The organism is Phreatobacter aquaticus, from assembly GCF_005160265.1.
GTDB classification, from domain to species: Bacteria; Pseudomonadota; Alphaproteobacteria; order Rhizobiales; family Phreatobacteraceae; genus Phreatobacter; species Phreatobacter aquaticus.
Window position 1 is genome coordinate 3,888,946 of the sequence record NZ_CP039865.1, and the last position, 19,126, is coordinate 3,908,071.

17 protein-coding genes are annotated in these 19,126 nt (G+C 62.7%); 2 read left to right on the plus strand and 15 right to left on the minus strand.

The window, feature by feature from the left end; translation table 11 throughout:
• Positions 1-6 precede the first annotated feature (6 nt).
• The 5 genes from E8L99_RS18465 to E8L99_RS18480 all read right to left on the minus strand — a co-directional run bounded on the left by E8L99_RS18465 (position 7) and on the right by E8L99_RS18480 (position 4,491).
• Positions 7-1,056, minus strand: coding sequence for a BMP family protein (locus tag E8L99_RS18465; RefSeq protein ID WP_137100929.1), 1,050 nt, complete (start codon positions 1,054-1,056; stop codon positions 7-9).
• 138 nt (positions 1,057-1,194) lie between these two features.
• On the minus strand, positions 1,195-1,995 hold the full coding sequence (locus E8L99_RS18470; RefSeq protein WP_137100930.1) for an IclR family transcriptional regulator: 801 nt from the start codon (positions 1,993-1,995) through the stop codon (positions 1,195-1,197).
• Between the two features lie 592 nt (positions 1,996-2,587).
• A complete protein-coding gene (locus tag E8L99_RS23830) occupies positions 2,588-2,743 on the minus strand; it encodes a hypothetical protein (RefSeq protein WP_168201726.1) in 156 nt (51 codons plus the stop codon).
• Complete coding sequence (locus E8L99_RS18475) at positions 2,740-2,919, minus strand: hypothetical protein (RefSeq protein WP_137100931.1); 180 nt, start codon at positions 2,917-2,919, stop codon at positions 2,740-2,742. Before E8L99_RS18475 ends, E8L99_RS23830 begins: the two co-directional genes overlap by 4 nt.
• Positions 2,920-3,363: 444 nt before the next feature.
• A complete protein-coding gene (locus E8L99_RS18480; RefSeq protein WP_215907014.1) occupies positions 3,364-4,491 on the minus strand; it encodes a polysaccharide biosynthesis protein in 1,128 nt (375 codons plus the stop codon).
• Between the two features lie 77 nt (positions 4,492-4,568).
• On the opposite strand from E8L99_RS18480, the gene E8L99_RS18485 reads away from it, so the two are divergent.
• A complete protein-coding gene (locus tag E8L99_RS18485) occupies positions 4,569-5,717 on the plus strand; it encodes a glycosyltransferase (RefSeq protein WP_137100932.1) in 1,149 nt (382 codons plus the stop codon).
• A 4-nt stretch (positions 5,718-5,721) separates the two neighbouring features.
• Here E8L99_RS18485 and E8L99_RS18490 read toward each other — a convergent pair whose 3' ends face one another.
• Complete coding sequence (locus E8L99_RS18490) at positions 5,722-6,615, minus strand: FkbM family methyltransferase (RefSeq protein WP_137100933.1); 894 nt, start codon at positions 6,613-6,615, stop codon at positions 5,722-5,724.
• 107 nt (positions 6,616-6,722) lie between these two features.
• Between E8L99_RS18490 and E8L99_RS18495 the strand changes: the two genes are divergently transcribed.
• Positions 6,723-7,697: an NAD-dependent epimerase/dehydratase family protein gene (locus E8L99_RS18495; protein ID WP_137100934.1), complete on the plus strand. Its 975-nt coding sequence runs from the start codon at positions 6,723-6,725 to the stop codon at positions 7,695-7,697.
• On the opposite strand, the gene E8L99_RS18500 is transcribed toward E8L99_RS18495, so the two are convergent.
• The 9 genes from E8L99_RS18500 to E8L99_RS18535 form a co-directional block, all read right to left on the minus strand.
• Positions 7,687-9,315 carry a hypothetical protein gene (locus tag E8L99_RS18500; protein ID WP_137100935.1) on the minus strand — a complete coding sequence of 543 codons (1,629 nt, stop codon included), beginning with the start codon at positions 9,313-9,315 and terminating at the stop codon, positions 7,687-7,689. The genes E8L99_RS18495 and E8L99_RS18500 overlap by 11 nt on opposite strands.
• Positions 9,312-9,932 carry a class I SAM-dependent methyltransferase gene (locus E8L99_RS23835; protein WP_168201727.1) on the minus strand — a complete coding sequence of 207 codons (621 nt, stop codon included), beginning with the start codon at positions 9,930-9,932 and terminating at the stop codon, positions 9,312-9,314. Before E8L99_RS23835 ends, E8L99_RS18500 begins: the two co-directional genes overlap by 4 nt.
• Positions 9,933-10,015: 83 nt before the next feature.
• On the minus strand, positions 10,016-11,404 hold the full coding sequence (locus E8L99_RS23840; RefSeq protein ID WP_168201728.1) for a lipopolysaccharide biosynthesis protein: 1,389 nt from the start codon (positions 11,402-11,404) through the stop codon (positions 10,016-10,018).
• 388 nt (positions 11,405-11,792) lie between these two features.
• Entirely contained in the window at positions 11,793-13,979 is a 2,187-nt protein-coding gene (locus tag E8L99_RS18510) for a glycosyltransferase (protein WP_137100937.1), read from the minus strand.
• The gene (locus E8L99_RS18515) at positions 13,976-14,812 is read right to left on the minus strand and encodes a class I SAM-dependent methyltransferase (protein ID WP_137100938.1); all 837 of its coding nucleotides are present in this window, start codon (positions 14,810-14,812) and stop codon (positions 13,976-13,978) included. Before E8L99_RS18515 ends, E8L99_RS18510 begins: the two co-directional genes overlap by 4 nt.
• A complete protein-coding gene (gene wecB, locus E8L99_RS18520; protein ID WP_137100939.1) occupies positions 14,799-15,986 on the minus strand; it encodes a non-hydrolyzing UDP-N-acetylglucosamine 2-epimerase in 1,188 nt (395 codons plus the stop codon). Before wecB ends, E8L99_RS18515 begins: the two co-directional genes overlap by 14 nt.
• Positions 15,986-16,858: a dTDP-4-dehydrorhamnose reductase family protein gene (locus E8L99_RS18525; RefSeq protein WP_137100940.1), complete on the minus strand. Its 873-nt coding sequence runs from the start codon at positions 16,856-16,858 to the stop codon at positions 15,986-15,988. Before E8L99_RS18525 ends, wecB begins: the two co-directional genes overlap by 1 nt.
• Positions 16,855-18,198 (minus strand): glycosyltransferase family 4 protein, encoded by a 1,344-nt coding sequence (locus E8L99_RS18530; RefSeq protein ID WP_137100941.1) that lies wholly within the window; start codon positions 18,196-18,198, stop codon positions 16,855-16,857. Before E8L99_RS18530 ends, E8L99_RS18525 begins: the two co-directional genes overlap by 4 nt.
• Positions 18,147-19,091 carry an NAD-dependent epimerase/dehydratase family protein gene (locus E8L99_RS18535; RefSeq protein ID WP_137100942.1) on the minus strand — a complete coding sequence of 315 codons (945 nt, stop codon included), beginning with the start codon at positions 19,089-19,091 and terminating at the stop codon, positions 18,147-18,149. Before E8L99_RS18535 ends, E8L99_RS18530 begins: the two co-directional genes overlap by 52 nt.
• Positions 19,092-19,126: the final 35 nt, after the last annotated feature.

Here is a 19,126-nt window from a genome sequence, read left to right on the forward strand (position 1 = left end):
GGCGGATCAGACCCCGCCGCGCGCATCTTCCCGTGTCACCGACACTTTCAGCTCGCCGGAGGCGAACTTCTTCTTGAGGTCCTCGATCTCGGCGATAACGGCGGCTGGCACGACCGGCGCGAAGGCCTTGCCGGTGGCAACGCTCAGCTCGGCACCGGTGCTGGCCGGCGTGTCGAGGCCGTAGAGCATGTACTTGCCGCCGGCGCTGGCGCCCGCCTGGGCAGCCGCCACATACATGTCGCCCCACTTCTCAACGATATTGGTCAGCACGGCTTCCGGCGCAATCGCGGTATGGCCATAGGAGCGGCCGTTGCAGAAGATGCCCTTCTCCTTGGCGGCCTGGATGATGCCGGCCTGCCCGGCATTCAACTTGCCCGAAATGAAGTCGGTGCCGCCGGAGGCGAGCGACAGGGCTGCTTCCTTCGCTTCGGCTGCGTCCTCCATTCCCTTGATGTAGATGACGCGCACCTCGATGTCCGGCTTGACGCTCTTCGCGCCCTTCCGGAAGCCGCCAACCTGGGCGACGACATTGGGCAGGCCCTCGAGGCTGTTGACCGAACCGACCTTGCCGGTCTTGCTCATCCGCGCGGCCAGCACGCCCATCAGATAGCCAAACTGGGTGTTGTTGTAGTCGACCGACGTGACGTTCTGCCCTGAACCTCCCGATCCCGAGCCGACCACGAACAATGTCTTCGGGAAGTCCTCGCCGATGCGCTGGGCGGCCGAAAGGAAGCGGCCGGTATGGCCGACCACCACCTGGAACTCGCGCCTGGCATAGTCGCGCAGCGCCTCGACCATGTCGGCCGCAGGCACGTTCTCGGTATAGGCGATCTCCCAGCCCGTCGCCTTCAGCCGTTCGGCGCCGATATAGCCCTGGGCGTTCCAGCTCTGGTCGTTGATGCTGCCGGGAAACAGGAAGGCCGCCTTCTTGGCAGCCTGCGCGAGTGCGCCACCGGCGAAGGCGAGGCTCGCCGCCGTGCCGGCGAGCATGGAGCGGCGCGACAGGACTGCGGGATGACCGGCAGTGAGGACGGCGGACTTGCGGGTTTCAGACATGGGAACCTCCGGCGTGAATGGCTGGACGGAGCAGAGCAAGAACGGAACCGTTTGCGGCCCAAGCCGCCGACGATCCCACCTCGTGAGATGAAGGGCCAGAAACCCCTGCCAGGTCAGGCTATTGGAGTATCGTCGCGATCAGACCGGCACGCCGCGCCACAGGCCGGTCAGTTCATCAGCCGCGCCCGCAACCATGCGGCCGAATTCGGCAAGTTGCTGCTTTTGCAGGCGCTCGATCGGTGCCGCCAGTGACAGGGCCGCGACGGGGCGGCCATATTCATCGAGCACCGGGGCCGCCAGGCAGCGCAGTCCCAGCGTGTTCTCCTGGTCATCGACGGCATATCCGTCACGCTGGACGCCGCCGAACGTGTCGCGCAGCGCGCGCGGATCGATAATCGTGTGCGGTGTCAGGCGGTGAAGCTTGGCCGCCAGCAGGTCCTCGACCTCCCTGCCCGGCAGTGCCGCCAGGAGCACCTTGCCGATACTCGATCCGTGCACGGGAACTGGAGCCCCGGCGGGCGGAACATAGGCGCGCGCCTGCCGCGCGTCGAAGCGATAGAGAAAGGTGACATGGCCGTCGTCGATCATGCCCAGATTGACCGTCTCCCCGAGCCGGCCGCCGAGGCGCTTCATGATCGGCTGTGCGAGCCCGACGAGATCGCGCGAACCCGCAAAATTGCTGCCTGCTGCAAACGTCGCGCGCCCGACCGACCAGCGGCCAAGTCTCCGGTCGAACCGGACAAAGCCACGGCTTTCCAGTGTCGAGAGCAGCCTATGCGTTGTCGAGACAGACAATCCGGCCCGGGTCGCAAGCTCCGCCAAACTGGCGCCGGATCCCGCGGCGCCGAGCAGACTTATGAGCATCATGGCTCGATCGACCGACCGGACGAGCCCGTCGCCGGCCATCTGGCTCTCGTTGTCCGTCGATCGCGTGCCCATGGCCTCAGTCCGCACGGTGGGCAATCAGGCGAAATGCCCGACGCCGGTCAAGCTTATCCGGCCCGCGTCCCGACTGGAAGCCTGCCGGTTCTCCCGCCGGCCACCTCACTGACCTCCCCCACGGGCTGAGCCGCGAGCCCCGCGTCTCGCGCGCGCATGATTCAATCACCTTGCTGATGCGGAATCGCGGGGTGAGGCCTCCATCTCGTTCTCCAGGCGGAGCGACACACGGCGGGCCCGGCAGCAGAAGGCATGGGGGATTGCGGCCGCGGGAGCGGCAACCCGGTCGGCGCCCCACCTCAATTGCGGCGCAGCGACCAGCTTCGACTGGGAGCAAGCGAGGCCGCCCTGGAAAAGAAGTTACTGGCGTCAATGTCGAGCAGACGGGTCGATTGTGATGATTGGCCCGCAGGTCTGCTGGGCGATCACGCCTGGCTAAGCCCAAGCGAGGGTCGACTCGCCCCTACCTGCGGCAGGAACGGTAGCTGGCACTCCCTACGGGGGTCGAATATGTCGCTTTCATCAATGATTTCAATGGTCAGGATCGGCCAACGGGGACCAATTTGGGGACCAAGATAGAGGGCCAGCCTGTTCAGCTGTAGCGCAGCGAGATCCGGCCGAGCTGGTCGAGCAAAATGCGCCTCGGTTCCGCAGGGAGAGCCAGCCGGCGCCGCTCCGGCAGCACCTTCATCGTGCGGACCCCGGGCGCGACGAAGATCCGCCGCTGGTCCTCTGCGGTCGTGCTCACCAGGGAGGATAGATTGGCTGGGGCGGCTGGGGTGCACCGACCCGGCGCTCCTGCAGCAGGATGCCCATCTGTGTTTCCAGCCTGGTCAGCGATTGAACGGTGTCGCGCTGTTCGGCGGAGAAATTGGTCGCGAAGATCTCATCGCGCGCTGAGATGACCGAATGCGCGTGCCGCAAGGCCCCTCGGAAAGTTGCGGGCATGCACCGCCCAAGCGCAGACAAGGTCCGGACAACGCGAGGTCAGCCAACATTAGGGCTGCCTGCGCAGCGGTTGCCAACCTAGCAGAGAAGGCCTTCCTGATCGAAATCGTCCCAGCCCTCCAAGCCGGCTGTCCCACGATAGGCTGACCTGCTCGCCCAATGCGAGGGACATCGCGCCCACCGCAGTAGCGCGCTGAAGCGCGACGCAGCCGCTGCCGTCGCCCAACCCGCCCGATAATGCCAAACCCACCGCTAGAACGAACTCAAGGCTGGATACAAGCTGGGCAACTTCAGTCATCGCCACTAGGCGAATGATATCAGGCGACGTCATGAATTAGCGGAAGTTGCGCGGATCGCGCATGACACCGTCCGGACCGCCCCACACCTCATCGGGCAACCCCGTCTACTACGACAGCCCCCCTAAGCCGGTTCTGTTTCCCAGCGATCAACCTGCCAAGCTTTCATCAACGACACCGTTTCATCAAAATCGAGAACGTCCGAATTGGAGGAGAGCTCAGTCTGCAACCGTGTCAAATCCGTCTGCGGCCGTCGATCCAAGAACTCCGGTAACATCGGCGCAAGGAAGATGAACTCGCCCATTCTCACCGTCCGTTCAGCTTCTTCATGCGTGATCAGTGTTTCATGCAGCTTTTCACCGGGTCGAATCCCGGTAATGCGGATCGGAATCGGCCGCCCACGCAGCAGTGCCTTTACGACGTGCGTCATCCGGACGGACGGCGCCGTCCTGACAACAATCTCGCCGGCGCGAGCGTTCTTGATGGCCTCAAAAATTGTCTCCACGGCCGAGGAACTGGGCATCAGGAAGCGGGTCATTTTCTCCGACGTCAGTGTCACCGGATTTCCAGATCGGATCTGTTCGAGGAAGAGTGGGATCACCGATCCTCGTGATGCAACGATATTGCCGTAGCGCACCGCAACGAAACGGGTCCCTTCCGAAACAAGGTTGGCGGCCACAAGAATCCGCTCCTGCAATGCCTTGGTCATTCCCATTACGTTGGTCGGCTGACACGCCTTGTCCGTGCTGAGCCCGACGACGACCTGAACCTTGTTGGGACGACTTCGCAGCGCCTCGACGAGATTGATCGCGCCGAGGCAATTGGTATCGATCGCCTGTTCAGGAAAATACTCGCAAGAAGGCACCTGCTTCAGTGCGGCGGCATGGATGATCATGTCGATTCCATCAATCGCCCGCGCCAAATCCGCCTGGCTACGGACGTCTCCGATCCGGAAGCGCAGCCTGCTCGAATGATCGCGGTAAATCAGATCATCGGTCGCCCGATCCTTTCGTTGGAAGGCGGTCCGCATGTCATGTTGTTTGGCCTCGTCACGCGAAAAAACAAGCACGCGCTCCGGTTCGCCATAACCTCCTTCGAAGATGCGGCGGACAAGAGCTTGGCCAAGCGATCCCGTCCCGCCAGTCACAAGAATATTCTGTCCATCCAAGAGCTTGTTCATTCTCAAAACCATTTCCGTGTGCCAACCAGGCAGCAATTCAGTCGCCAGGATGGAAACAGGCAGTTCCGGCATGCCACGTCAAGCTCGCCAGGTTGATGTTCCGTCCACTCTCTGGCTAGGTGACCGAATACCCTGACAGATTGGCTTCCATGAAACGCGCGATTGTCGCCATCGTGACTGACTACGCGCCACCCGCAACACGTGGTGGCGCCGTACGCGCTCTCACCGCGATGACAGGAGCCATACACGACCGTGTCGACTTGCGCGTGATCACCAGGGACCATGATGCGCTGACCGGCGCACCTCTCGAAGTGGACAGCTCGGACCGATGGGTCAGAGAGAATGGCATCCAGATCCTGCGCCTGTCCCGCAAGGCCGTGATCCTGCGATCGCTCCATCGCACCATCGCGGAAACGGGGGCCTCAAATATCTTTACCAACAGCCTGTTCTCGCGTCTGACGCAAAAGCTGCTGGCCCGGCGCTGTTTATCGAGCACAGCATTGCCGCCCCTCGTCATCGCCCCCGAGGGCGAACTCGACGCGGGGGCTCTTGCGGTGAAACCGTTGCGCAAGCACGTGTGGTTGTCCCTAGCGACCCGCACCGGCTTGCTCCGAAACGTGACATGGAAGGCCGCATCGGAGATCGAACGCGCTGCGATACGCAGAGCAGTACCAGGAGCCACGGTGACATTGCTACCCTATGTCACCAGACCGACCCCGGCCCTTGGACAGCGCGGGACAAAGGTCACAGGAAACGGCCGACTGCTCTTCCTGTCGCGGATCGCACCGAAGAAGAACCTGCGGTTTCTCCTGCAATGCCTCCGCAATGCGCCGCAGGGAACCGAACTGACGATTGTCGGACCGATCGACGACACAGCCGAATGGGAGAGCTGCAAGCGGATCATCAGGTCCCTGCCGCCGGGGGTCCAGGCGCGCTATCTGGGCGAAGTCGCGCCAGCGGATGTGTGGCGCCACTATCAGGCAGCGGATGCCTTTGTGCTGCCGACACTTGGAGAGAACCATGGCTACGCCATCGAGGACGCTGTGCGTGCCGGCTGCCCTCCCCTGATCAGCGACCGCACACCCTGGAGTTTCCTGGGCGACGAGGCCGCGGGTTTCGTCCTGCCACTTGACGATTCTGCGACCTGGACAGCGGCCATCGCAGATATCGTCGCGATGGATGAGGACCGTCACGCGGCCATGAGGGCGCGCTGCCATGCCGTTGCGAGGCGCCTGACGTCCGACGAGAAGCTTGTCGACGGATATGTGCGATTGCTCACAGGCACCCCGACAGACTAGCTACTTAAGCAGCCAGATTTGCCCGCAACAGGCGATTCATGACCTGTGGGCGCGCTGCCGGCAATGCCAGGACATTTGCCCCCACATGGCTCTCGGGGAACCTGGCGAGCGGCGTCAACCGCCCTGTCGCCTCGTGAATGATAAAGAAGGCATATGCATTCGCAGCGGCAATTTGATCGAGCAGGTCGTTGGGACGATAGCCGAAGCCTTCCGACGTGGCCGCAGCGGCCTCGACAACCAACGAGGGAGGATTGAATGACGAAAGGAGCGAGTGGGCACCTCTCAGAACCAACTGTTCCGCGCCCTCGACATCGATCTTGATGAAATCGACGTGGTTAAATCCCCGCTCGGCGAGATAGTGGTCCAGCGAGACCGTCGCCACGACAAAGCTGTCGATGACTCGCTCCGGTCTTGACAAGGACGCATGGGTCAACGGCGCATCGCCCGGAACATGGACCATTGCCTGACCGGGACCTTTGGACACGGCGAGATTCTCGGCGGCGACAACGCCATCCAGACCATTGCGCGCGATATTCGCCTTGAGCAGTCGGAACGTCTTTGGCACTGGCTCGAATGCGAAGACGCGCCCCTGCTCTCCCACGGCAGCCGCCATGGCGAGGGTGTGCCAACCGATATTGGCGCCCACGTCGGCGCAGATGTCACCGGCCTGCAGCACCGCCCGCAGGAGTCGGCTGATCCCCGGCTCATACACTCCTGTAAAATAGGCATGACGGTAGAAAAAAACTTCTGGGTCGATCTGCAGGGTGTGGCCGAAGTCCGACCGGACGAAATCGATCGGTTCCGGCGCAGCGCCGAGCGCAGCGGCCCAAAGGGCCAGGCGATCTCTCCCGCGTGGCAGGGGCGAATGACGCGCAAGAAAGCCGGCCACATGTCCCATTGATCGCTGGATCCTGTTCCGATGGCCATTGTCTTTCAAGGTCAGGAGCCTACTCTTGTCGGGCTACGGCGGTGCGGAGCGATCGGCACCAAAGGTGAGGAAATAGCATGTCGGGAAGAAGAGCGCTCGTGATGGGCGCTGGAGGTTTCGTCGGGTCTCATCTCGTTCGGCGATTGAAGTCGGAATCATTCGCAGTGCGCGGTGCGGACCTGAAGACTCCGGAATTCTCACCAACCGCGGCAGACGAGTTCCTGGTTGGCGACCTCCAGAACATCGACTTTATGCGGCAGGTCATGGATGGGGCATTCGATGAGGTCTATCAACTCGCCGCCGATATGGGTGGCGCCGGGTACATCTTCACCGGCGCGAACGACGCCGACATCATGTCGAATTCTGCACTGATCAACCTCAACGTCCTGCAATGTTCCAAAGCCCAGCCTTTCGGTCGGGTGTTCTATGCCTCGTCGGCTTGCATCTATCCCGCCTACAATCAGGTAAATCCGGATGATCCGAAGACGGCCGAGGCGACCGCCTATCCGGCGGAGCCTGATTCTGAATATGGCTGGGAAAAGCTGTTCTCCGAACGCCTTTATCTCGCCCACGCCCGCAATCGCGGCATGAAGGTGCGGATCGCACGTTACCACAACATCTTTGGCCCCGAGGGAACGTGGCAAGGAGGCCGCGAAAAGGCTCCGGCGGCTCTTTGCCGGAAGGTCGCCGAGATTAGCGATGGCGGCACTATTGAGATCTGGGGAGACGGTGAGCAGACCCGATCGTTTCTCTATATCGAAGAATGCCTGGAGGGAACGGTCCGCCTCATGCGCTCGGATGTGGGCGAGCCTGTCAATGTCGGGTCGACCGAAATGGTCTCGATCAATGAACTCGCCATGCGCATCGCAGCAATTGCCGGCAAATCGATCAAGATCCGTCACATTCCGGGACCTCTGGGTGTCAGGGGCCGGACATCGGACAATGACCTCATTCGCCAACGGCTTGGCTGGACCCCATTGGCCCCTTTGCATACCGGGCTCGAACAGACCTATCGATGGATCCTGACGCAGGTATCCGCACTCAGGGCCTGAGCGCGGATTTGCCCGGCAGGAGACCGCGTCGCTGGACGAGGGCCACGACTACCGAAGTGATCGCAATAGCGATCACCGCCACCAACCCGGACCGGAGCAGTGACGGTATGATGGTGGAGAAGAAGCCCTCCATCGAGAATTGCGTGAGCATGACCACGTAGATGGCCGCGCGGGCTGCCGAGCCTGGGACCGCCTCGACGAGGGTGGCGTAGAGCAAGCTCATCAACATCCCCAGCAGAATCATGCCAGGCACAATCCCTGCCGGCCCGAAATTGAGCAGCAGGTCGCCAACTGGCGTCACAGCGAAGGAATTGCCTTCAAAATCGAAAAACAGCCGGGCGTGGGCTGCAACGTCCCCTATCACCGGCTTGCCAGGCCACAGGACACGCGGAACCAGCGCCGTTGCGATCCCGATCAGGATCCCGGAATGCAGCGAGGGCGGCATGGACGCGATGAGTTCGTGACGCCGGGACACGAGCACCGTGATCTGGGAGAGCGTATTGGTGCGCGCCGCGAAGGCACGCAGCACCATCGGCAGATATTGGCCGCCGCCCGCGAGTGAGACCGCTCCGCGCAACGTGTCAGCCTGATCCTGCAATGTCATTGGCCGCTGCGCGAACCGTGCCCAATCTTCAGCACTCTGGAACGTCGGCGCAGATGGTGGCGCGGTGGATTGGGTGGGCGGGTTCTGAGCCGACCTGGATTGTTGCAACGTCCGCGTCGGCGCGGGCTGTTCGAGCAGGCCTGCCTTGAGATGGCGAAACAGGGTGCCGAGGGTGAAGCCGAGCCCGATCGACAACACGCCTGCGATTGCCAGAACAACGAGGTGACGCATCGACGGCCGTCGGTGCGCACTGAAACAGGCCAGAACCATGATGATCCAACATGAGAATAGCAGCCCCCGGCTTCCGGCGAGCATGGCGACGAGAAGCATGGTCAGGACGGAGACCATTCCCGCAGTCAATTGCGCGCGCCCGACACGCGACTTCGAGAAGATGGCAAACCAGACGAGGAATTGCCCCAGTTGGAAGACCAGCCCGAGATAATAGAAGAGCGCGGTGAACGGACCGGTGCTGCCCAATTGATAGCCGATCAGCCCGGATTGGAAGTTGACGAACTGGATGGCGGCCCCGACCAGAACCAGCGCGATACCGGCGCCAAGTGCCATGGAATTCGGCCAGACCAAGTGTGGCAGGCGCGCCCCCAACTGCAACCCGATGGCTCGGGGCCGGCCAACCAGCATGCCAAGCGCCAGGGCAGCAATCCCGATCGCCATGAAGAGGATCGTGAGGCGATAGTCGGAGCTGGGCGTCTGAATGAACTCCTGGGGCGTGTCGCTGATGCCCATGACCACGAACAGGAGTGAACCACCGACGAAGATCGGCGCCAGGTAGGTCCAGCTCACATGGATGAACGGGTGGGGAACCGCAAATCGCCCGCCGCGAAACAAGATGCCAAACGAAACAATGATCGCGATGGCGATCAGGCCCACATAGACGGTGAGTTCGGAACGGACGAATGGCCCCGGCAGCGTTGGGTCAAGCGCCACGAGAGCTTCGGCGTTGAGGCTGGCGGCAAACAGGAGAAGAGCAATGACAGCGAACGTGACAAGTCTCATTGACCCGCCTCCCCTGGGCCCAGGCGAAAGACGCCGATCACGCCATCCGCCAGTTGTGGCATGAAGCGCACCACGAGGTCGTTGATGATGGTGATGCTGCGCCGAGCGAACGGACGATGTTCGTGTCCTAGATCGTAGAAAAGGAACTGATCAAGCTCCAGTCCGGCACGGCCAGCAATGTGAACAAGCGTCTTGTAGGAATAATAGGCAACGTGATCGGGGTGCACCGGCTCGCTGTGCCCACCGCGTCCGCGCAATCCGTAGATCGCCATGCGGAAGGCGCAATAGGCATTGACTGTGGTGATCACCAGTCGGGTGTCGTTCCGCATGAATCGCTTGATTCCGGACAGGAATTGACCGGGATTGGACAGATGCTCGATCACCTCGCCCGCGACGATCACGTCAAAGGTGCGATCAATGGGGAGTTCGGCGAGATTCTCCAAATCGCCCCGGTAGAGATGGCCGACACCTTGTTCGCGGAGCGCGGCGAGACCCTCCTCGTCGGCATCGACACCCCAGACCTCCGATGCCTCCTTCAGGAGGACTGAATGGACGAAACGCTCGTCGCCCGATGACTGCTCTCGATAGGGCCAGTTGGTGCAGCCCAGATGCAGCACGGAGCTCCCCCGGCAGGCCGCTTTGAGAAAGCCAACCCGCTGGACGAGGGCAAATGCGCGATCATTGACCGGAGTTCGGTATGTCATCCGTGCTTCGCCTCCAAATCCAACGGTCGCAACAAGCCTGTGAGAAGACCGGCAACAAGATTGACCGCCACCGAGGCAAAGGCCGTGGCCACGAGGCCCGACCAGCCATGCGGCGCAAAATGCGTTGCGAGCGCGAATGTCATTGCTGCGACAAGACCACAGCGCAGCATCGTCAAGGCCCAGAACGCCCCGGCAAAGGCTCCGAACACGCGAAATTCGACGGCGACCACGTAGATTGCCACACAGAACGGCACGGATAGGCGTGCCAGCGCAATGCCGTCGGCCCCCTGTCGCGGCACAAGGATTGCGGCGCATATCGCCCAGGCCAGCATGAGCCCCGCCATGAGCGCGATGTTCAGGCGTTCCTGCCCCGCGACATCGGCTAGCATCCAGACGGGCACGGCAACAGCCAGTCCAGACATGGCAACGGCGAGCCAGGGCAGGAGTGGAACCACATTGCTCCCGAACTCCTGTCCGAGCCAAAGCAGCAGGAACCGTTCGCCAAGGGCAAGAACAAGCGTCATGACAAGAGCCGTCGCGGCCAGAGTCAGGCGCATCGCGAATCGGTATATCGCCTCCATATCGGACCTACCGCCTTGTCTGAGCGCGCTGGACAGCAATTGGGGAAGTCTAAGATTGGCACTCTGCATCAGGCCATGAATGAGCATCGCCAGGGACATGGCGACGGCAAAGCGGCCTGCGCTCTCGGGTCCGAACCGAGCCGCTAGGAACAACCGCTCGGCAAGGGCCATGACCGAACCGATGCCTGCCGCGATTCCGGTGCGCAGGAGAAAGCCTGCAATCGTCGGAAGCGCGGGAGGGGAGCCAACCGGCCCGCCCCCAGACGGCGCGACGCTGCGATAGAACCCCATCATCACGACCGAGCCCACCAGCGCCGCAGCAGCCTGACCGGCGACGACGACCAACCAGTCGGTGCCGAGCAGCACCAGCACCACGCCAACCAGCGGGTAGGTACAACCGGTCAGCAGGAGAACGCCGGCGGCAAGCCTCCAATGACCGAGATACTGCAACGCTCCCGAGAAGACCTGGATCATCGCAGTCGCGATCAGCCAAACCGCAAAGCTCGCGAGGAACAGAACATGCTGGGCCCCACCGTCGGAAGGCAGATTGATCCCCACGAGCCTGTCGACCAGCCCCACCAGCAGGACATTTGCCGCAACAGCCACCATCTGCACGGCCAGGATGCGCAGCAACAGGCCGTCCATGTCCGCTAAAGTGACCGATTTGCTCGCGGTGAACTTCGCGACTGCCGCCTGGCTAGGCGGCATGACGGCGAAGGCGACGATCGCTACGACGATCGAATAGGCGCCATAGGCATTCGGCCCCAGGCCGTGGACGATCGCGGGTGTGGCCACAAGCGTCATCGCAAGCGGCCCAATCCAGATAAGAATCGGTAACAACCCTGCTACCCACCGACTGGGCAAGGGCGACCCGGATGTCATGCCCGCTCTCGGGAATAATTTTCTGCGAGCCGCAGGAAGCCCTTCTCCGAGACGACCATCTGGGGCAGCAGAGAGACTGCCCGTATCCCATCGATCACCACGCAACGCGCCGATAGGTCTCCCTTTGCCACCCGAGGGGCCGTAGCCAGCTGGATGATGCAGTCGTGACTCTCGTGCACCTGTTCCGGATTACCGATGTCTCGTGCCGGACCGGGCCTCAGGTCAAAGGCAACGGCGTGGTGCCCGGCGGCCGCGAGCCGAAGCGACACAACCGCGCCGATCCGACCGCGGGCTCCGGTCACAAAAGTCGTCACGGGGCGCTCCTCAGCGCCGACAGATCCTCGTAGGCTGCAAGGACGGGACGTCCTGCCCGGTCGATCGCGTAGGTCGCGAAGGCATCGGATCGGGCCATGGCGCCAAAAGACTGGCGAGTGTCAGGCTCGCGGGCCAGTCGGGCAATCGCCTCGGCCAGAGCCGGCGGGTCGCGAGGCGGGACGAGGAGACCGTTTCGGCCGTGGCGCACCGCTTCGGGAATGCCGTTGATGTCTGTCGAAATGCATGGAACTCCGAGCGCCATGGCCTCAACAAGGGCCAGTGGCAAACCCTCAAGATGGCTTGCAAGCACAAAGACATTGGCCAACCGGGCGATGCACGCGAGATAGTCGGTCTGGGCTGGTCCGATATCATCCTGGCATCGCAGATCGATCAGCCCGAGATAGCGTTCCTCGTCCAGGATTGCCCTGACATCGTCAGGCGGCATGATTGGGGCGATCCACAGGCAGGCAACGGCCTCCTTGCGCTTCCTCAGGATCTCGAGGGCGGCCAGGAGATCGCGATAGCCCTTGCGCTCGATGAACTGGGCACCAACCACTATGCGGAAGTCTGCCGGCTGGAGCCCAAGGACTCTCTCGAAGTCCTGTTCTGGTCGCGCACATGCAGCCAAAGCCGCGGCAATCCTTTCCGGATCAAAGGAGGACGGAGCGATCGACACCCGATCAAGGGCCGCAGGACTGACATAGGGCGCCAAACTCCTCCTGGCCTCGCCATTGGCCGCGATCAAACGGAAGCGCCGCTGCTCCATGACGGACCCGAATGCCCTGCGCCAGCGAAGGCCGGTCAGGCCACCGAGGTGCGGCAGACCGGTATGAACAGCCATGATGACGCCATGCGCGCTCAGCAAGCGCCGGAGCACCCCCGCCGACGACCAGGGACCGACATCGACCTGAACCAGGGCATCACGGGGCGCATGGGCGAGAATGGTCTCGGCGAAGGCTCGGTGAGCAAGCCAGGTGCGCCAGCGTCGCTGCAGCTTTCCACCGAGCGTCCGGGCATCGCCAAGGTCTTCTGCACGGTCGAAAAGCCAGACCTGATCCGTCTCGGCCCTGACCATGTCGATAAGGGAGGGATGCGTCGTGTGTGGGAGCACCGCGGCTACGGCATAGCCACGCGCCTTCGCCGCCTTCATGAGGTTGATGAGATACACTTGAACGCCACCCCATTCGACATAGGGCCAGCCGAAGACGACCAGACGCCCCTCACCTTCACGACCCGGTAGCGGCGGACGCAGCGGTACAAACATGGTCCTGAGCGGCCTCTCCGGCCAGCCGTTCGGCCAGCGCCCTGCAAGCCCTGCCGACTTGAGCGCAAGCCGTGCGCAATAGATGCCTGTCGCAAGCAAACCCTGCCAGGGTGCGGGCGCACCGCCCATGTTCGCGGCATAGCGCTGCTTGAGATTGTGGTAACTGGTGCGCCGACGCCAAAGCGCATCGACCAGTTCGCTCCATCCCATGGAAGACAGACGGCGCGGTGGCGTATTTGGTTGGCACAGCACGCGCGCAGCCGGTTCGATCAACAGCCGCCAGCCACGCCGCCGCATGCGCGTGGTCAGTTCCGCGTCGCCAAAGTTCGGCAGCGTTGCCGATTTCATCAGGCCTGCATCAACGAGCGCGGCTGCCGGCACAAGCACGCAATTGCCAACAATCGTCTCGACCGGAAACGGACCGGACGGCAAATCGTCCAGCGTCTGTCTCATCCAGGTGCGCCAACCGCCATAGGAGGTCTGCCAGCTGGTACCCACCTGAAAGATGGTCTCCGGTCGATCCCAATCGACGAGCACAGCGCCAACGAGACTGGTCGGATGGCGTTCGGCGCAATCCACGAGCGTCGCCAGACATTCGGGCGGAAACAGACTGTCATTGTTGTAGAGCAGGACGAAATCCGGCCTGCGTCTCAGGGCGGCCCGAACGCCCACATTGGTTCCCTCGCTATACCAGAGGGACCCGTCGCCACGGATGATCTCGACCTGGGGAAAGGCCTCCCGGATTGCCTCCGCCGTTCCGTCTGTCGAGCCGTCGTCGACGACAATCGCATGCAGATCAATGCGGGAAAGATCTCCGCCAAAAAGGCTGGTGAGGCAGGCAAGAGTCAGCTCTTTCCTGTTGAACACTGGCGTGACCGCGCAGACCTGAACACGCGCGAAGGACGGGTCCATTGTCATCGAGAGCGCCCGTGGCGGACTATCCCATAGCCAAAGGCCGTGCCGGCCCTTGCAAAACCCAGTCGCGACAGGAGAGATCGCAGGATGCGGAACGGCGCCAGCCGGTAGAACTGACGGTAGCCGGCATTGAGCATCAAGGCGGTGAGATAGGCTTGGCCGACCTCGCCTGCCAGGCCCTCGAAGGATTGGCTGGCAAGCACATCGGCTTCACCGGGCACGATGACGAACAGCGAATCCGGCAACGGAAAGGCAGAGAAGGCGAGGCCTTGGCCCTTAAGGTCTGCCACAATGTCGGCGATGGCCCGATAGGTAATCGGCGCGTCATGGAAGACAATGATCGAGCCCGGGCGCGACATCGTGAGCACGGCGGTGAAATCCGCGATGACCGCCTGGTCGGTATGCTCTCCATCGATGAAGACAAAATCGGCCGGACCCACGAGATCCCCGCGATCGCGCAGTGACGGTGCCGACAGGTCGAATGTCTGGATCTTGCCGAGCTGCTCGCCGTCCAGTGCGGCGAGGTTGTCCATCATCCGCGCCGTGGAATTATCGGCATAGTGGAAGCGGTGTCCGCGCTCGTCGGGCTGGTGGGCCGGACGTGGGTCGAGCGACAGGATGGCCGCGCATCTCGGGTCCAATAAATGCGGCTGGATGCTGCCACCACGATGCGAACCGACCTCAAGGTAGCGATAGCCGGTGCCAGAGCTGGCAACGATATCCTGAAGAGCCAGCAGCATCCTGCGGTCCGATTCCGTCAGCTCCGTTTCGATCGCGTCGAAGAGCGACACGTCGCGGGCGGCAACCCGAGCGGCAATGCTCTCAGCAAGGGCCAAGGGAAGCGCTCCCTTCGGGCATGTTCCAGACGACACGCCTGACGTAGTCGGTATAGCTCACGATGAGCCGCACTACATGACGCGATACGTCATCCGGCTCGTAGTCGGCGATCATCCGGACAGAGCGCGCGCCCTGGCGGCGGTGGCGCAAGGCCAGCGCGATGGCCTGCAGGACACGCTCCGGCGCGATGCCCCCCATGATCACCGTGCCTTCGTCCATCCCTTCGAACCGTTCGTGCTGGCGGCGCAGCGCAACGGCCGGCAGATCGAGGATGGCGGCCTCTTCCGTCAGGCTGCCGCTATCGGACAGCACGCAGAGGGCATGCCTCTGCAGGTGGACAAAGTCCGTGAATGCGAAAGGCGGCAGGAAGCGCAAGCGTTGGAACCGTCCAAGATCATCTGTCAGAGCTTCCAGACGCTTGCGCGTGCGGGGGTGCGTGCTGACGACGACCGGACAGGAATAGGCTTCGGCCGCTGCTGTGAGGCTTGCCAGAATGCTGCGCAGATCGCGCTCGTTATCGACATTTTCGGCACGATGAACACTGGCGATCAGGTAGTCTCGCTTGTCCAGGCCCAGTGTCTCCAGGATCGTTGAGCGCTCGATCTTCGCCGCGTAATGCCGCAACACCTCGGTCATCGGAGAACCGATCTTGAAAATCCTGTCCGCCGGCAATCCTTCAGCCAGAAGCAGCCGGCGTGCCTGCTCTGACAGGGTGAGGTTGATGTCGCTCAGGTGGTCGATCACCCGACGGTTGACTTCCTCAGGAACGACTTGGTCGAAACAGCGGTTTCCTGCCTCCAGATGAAAGATCGGGATGCGGCGGCGCTTGGCAGCCAGCGCCGCAAGGCCGGTATCGGTGTCGCCATAGATCACCACGGCATCCGGCGCCTCGGATGCAAGCACCTGATCGAAGCGGCTGAGGGTGCAGGAAATGGTGTCGATCGCGCTCGCGCCCGCAGCATCGAGCCAATGGTCTGGCCGGCGGAGTTCGAGGTCGGCAAACAGGTCGGAGGCCAGTTCCGGTGCGTGATTCTGGCCGGAGTGAACAAGAACATGGCGGGTTGTCTGGTCGAGTTCGGCAATGATCCGGCTGAGCTTGATCAACTCTGGCCGCGTGCCGACAAGAGTCAGGACCTTCAACTGGGGGGCGCTACCGCCAAGAAATTCGTCCATCACGAATGGCCCTCGCGCTGGCGAATGTCCATCGCAAGCTCATCCAGCATAACCTTCCAAGATGGCGGCCGAAATCCAGCCACCTTGTTGAAGGCCGAAGCGTTCAGGCTCCGATCGATGGGCGGGCCCTCGACCTTCCCGACGGTAAGGCCACGTTCCGGAAGCCGTTCCGCCAACCCCCGCAAGAGATCGAATTTGGAAATGGGATCGGCCGCCACATGCCACAGGCCGGGCAGTCCGCCTCTCATTCCGACATCTTCAATCACGAGGCTCAATTGCCGGACCGTCAATCCGCTGAAGATCGAACGGCTAAACCCAGAAACCTCGCCGGTCTGTCCCAGAAACCATTCCACCAGTCCATGCGAGCGCCGGCCGGGTCGCTTGTCCTCCAGGCCAATCATCGAGCACCGGATGACCGATGTCGTGGCCGTCTCTGGTTCACCGAGCAGCTTGCTGAGCCCGTAGATATCGACCGGATCTGGCAGGTCCGCCTCGGAGTAGAGCCCACGGCGGCCGGAGAACACGCAATCCGTGCTGATATGGATCAGATGTGCTCCCCGCTCTCCCGTCAGGCGCGCCAGACGGTGGGGAAACAGACTGTTGACGGCAACAAACGTCTCCGTCGGCGTGCTGTCGGCATGTTGCTTGACGATACCGACGGCGTTGATCACCAGTTCGGGTTTCGCCCCATCGAGGATGCGAACCAGCAGAGGCTCGTCGCGCACGTCGACGCCGGCATGAACCGTCACGCTGTCTGGAAACGGGCGGATCGGTGCATCGCGCACGGTTGCGTGCACCTCATGGCGCAAGGCCAGCCGCTGGACCAGCCCCGATCCCAGCATGCCCTGCGCGCCGAGAACCAGAACCTTCACGGGGTACCTTTCGCCGATGCTCGCGCGACATCTCTCAACACAGCTTCGACCCTATCGACGATCAGGGCTGAATTGAACTCCTCTCGCGAACATTGTTCGGCCCGTTGCGCCATTCTCGCCAGTTCATCCGACGTGGCCGCGGCCATCATCCTGATCGCGGCAGCAAGATCTTCGGGCACCTCGGCCGCCACACCAATCCCCGCCCCGGCATCGACGACAACGCGCTGGGCCTCTCCGTCGAGCGCGGCGATGACGGGACGGCCGCAGGCCAGATAGGCCTGGAGACGGCTCGGTATCGTCCGCGCCATGGTCGGCTCTCGGCGGAGCATGAGAAGCAGGGCGTCAGCCGCGGCATAATAGGCGGGCATGCTGTGGAAAGACCGGTGTCCGAGATAGATCAGCGTCGGCGCCAGTTCGAGACGCTCGATCTCGCTCTCCAGCCAGGCGCGCATCCGACCATCGCCGATCACCACGATCCGGATCGTCGGATGTCCCTTCAGCAGGCGGGCTGCCTCCACAAGTGTGTGAACAGCCTGGGCTTCACCCAGATTGCCTGCGACGACGATCCGAAATCCCGCGGGCATCTCCGCATTTTCGGCCATGGCGTCGTCCCGGTTGATCGGTCGGAAGACCGGATCGGCCCAGTTCGGCACGTAGTGGATCGCTTCGGTCGCGACGCCATAGCGTTCGGGATGGTCCTGGAAGCCACGCGACTGGATCATGACGGCAGCCGACCGATGATAGCTGTAGCGCATCATGCTATCCATGGCGCGCCGGACGACGCCGGAGCGAACGCCGGCGATCACCAGCGATTCGGGCCAGAGGTCCTGGATCCACAACACCAGCGGATGCCGCCTGGTGAACGCCAGCGAAAGCGCGCCGGCGATGCCGAGCAGCGGCGATGCCTGATTGGCCAGGATCACGTCATAGCGTCCCCGCATACGAATCGGCGCGATGAAAAACGACGCAATCGCGAAGCTCACATAGTTGGCCGCAAGCCGGAGCCGCGATCCTGTGCCTCGGGAGATCAGCGGCAGCCTTTTGACCGCGATTGTACCGTGACGCTGCGACCAGGGCCCCTTGATGCCATATCCAGGATGGAGGGTTCCCCCCGGATAGTTCGGCAGCCCCGTCAAGACATCCACCAGATGCCCTCTGGCAGCTAACGCCTCGGCCATGGCGTTGATCGGAAAAACCTCCGGCCAGAAATACTGAGTGACGATCGCAATGCGAAGCGGCGCAACGGCTCCGTCAGCGCCCTGCCCATCCCTGCTACCAACAGAATTCATCAGCCGAACGCCCTGTTGACCGCCTCTGCGATGGACACCTTTGGCTGCCACCCTGCCAGCTTGGCTGCGCCGACATCGATTTCCAGGCTCTCCACGATAGCATCGGCCTTGTCTCTCCGCCCGGCCAGGATCAGCAGCGCCCTGAGACCAGCCGGCGGCGCCGGCATCAGGTTCGGGCGGCATCGAAGCGCTCCAGCCATAAGGCGGACCAGTTGAGGCGTCGAGACCGTATCGGCCGAGCCGAGTGTGAAACGGCAGCAACCGGTGGCAGACGCATTGAGGCGCAAGGCGATGAAATCGCTGAGATCGTCGATAGCGAGGAAGGCGCGCTGGTTCCTGACCGACGCGAAAGGCAGCGGCAATCCCTTCTTCAGAGCCCAGGCGAGCAAAGCGAGGTTACCCGGAGCGTCGCGGCCAATGACCACCGGACAGCGTAGGATATCCACGGACAGCCCCGGTGAGCCGGCCTGGATCTCGGCGAGCGCCAGTTCCGCCCTGAGTTTGCTCACGCCATAGAATGTCTTCGGGGCCGGTACGTCATCTGGCCGGAAAGGCGGGCGCCCGCGGGTCATCGCTCCGTTGACGGCGATTGAACTCAGATAGACGAAACGCCTGACGCCTGCGCGGGCCGCTGCGCTTGCCAGGTGATGCGTTCCATCGACATTCACGGCAGAGTAATGGTCCGCCTCCCTCTTCTGGACTTCGGCGCGGCGATGAGCGCGCCCGGCGAGGTGAACGACGCTGTCGATATTCTCCAGGCTGGCGCCCCAGTCCGTCCGGCCGTCGATCGTGTCAATCAGGAAGGTCCGGATCGCCGGGTCGGGACTGGAAGCCCTGCGCGTCGCCACGCTGACGGAAAAGCCATCCTGCACCAGTGCCGAAACAACATGTGCCCCAATGAAGCCTGTCGGGCCCGTGACAAGGACTCGATTTCCAAGCCTCATATGAGTTCTATGCTCCAGAGAGGCATCGTCGACCT

Bases quoted from the DNA above. Each gene is read 5' to 3' on its own strand.
- E8L99_RS18465 (WP_137100929.1), bottom strand. From the start codon at position 1,056: ATGTCTGAAACCCGCAAGTCCGCCGTCCTCACTGCCGGTCATCCCGCA.
- E8L99_RS18470 (WP_137100930.1), bottom strand. From the start codon at position 1,995: ATGGGCACGCGATCGACGGACAACGAGAGCCAGATGGCCGGCGACGGG.
- E8L99_RS18480 (WP_215907014.1), bottom strand. From the start codon at position 4,491: ATGCCGGAACTGCCTGTTTCCATCCTGGCGACTGAATTGCTGCCTGGT.
- E8L99_RS18485 (WP_137100932.1), top strand. From the start codon at position 4,569: ATGAAACGCGCGATTGTCGCCATCGTGACTGACTACGCGCCACCCGCA.
- E8L99_RS18490 (WP_137100933.1), bottom strand. From the start codon at position 6,615: ATGGGACATGTGGCCGGCTTTCTTGCGCGTCATTCGCCCCTGCCACGC.
- E8L99_RS18495 (WP_137100934.1), top strand. From the start codon at position 6,723: ATGTCGGGAAGAAGAGCGCTCGTGATGGGCGCTGGAGGTTTCGTCGGG.
- E8L99_RS18500 (WP_137100935.1), bottom strand. From the start codon at position 9,315: ATGAGACTTGTCACGTTCGCTGTCATTGCTCTTCTCCTGTTTGCCGCC.
- E8L99_RS23840 (WP_168201728.1), bottom strand. From the start codon at position 11,404: ATGACGCTTGTGGCCACACCCGCGATCGTCCACGGCCTGGGGCCGAAT.
- E8L99_RS18510 (WP_137100937.1), bottom strand. From the start codon at position 13,979: ATGACAATGGACCCGTCCTTCGCGCGTGTTCAGGTCTGCGCGGTCACG.
- wecB (WP_137100939.1), bottom strand. From the start codon at position 15,986: ATGGACGAATTTCTTGGCGGTAGCGCCCCCCAGTTGAAGGTCCTGACT.
- E8L99_RS18535 (WP_137100942.1), bottom strand. From the start codon at position 19,091: ATGAGGCTTGGAAATCGAGTCCTTGTCACGGGCCCGACAGGCTTCATT.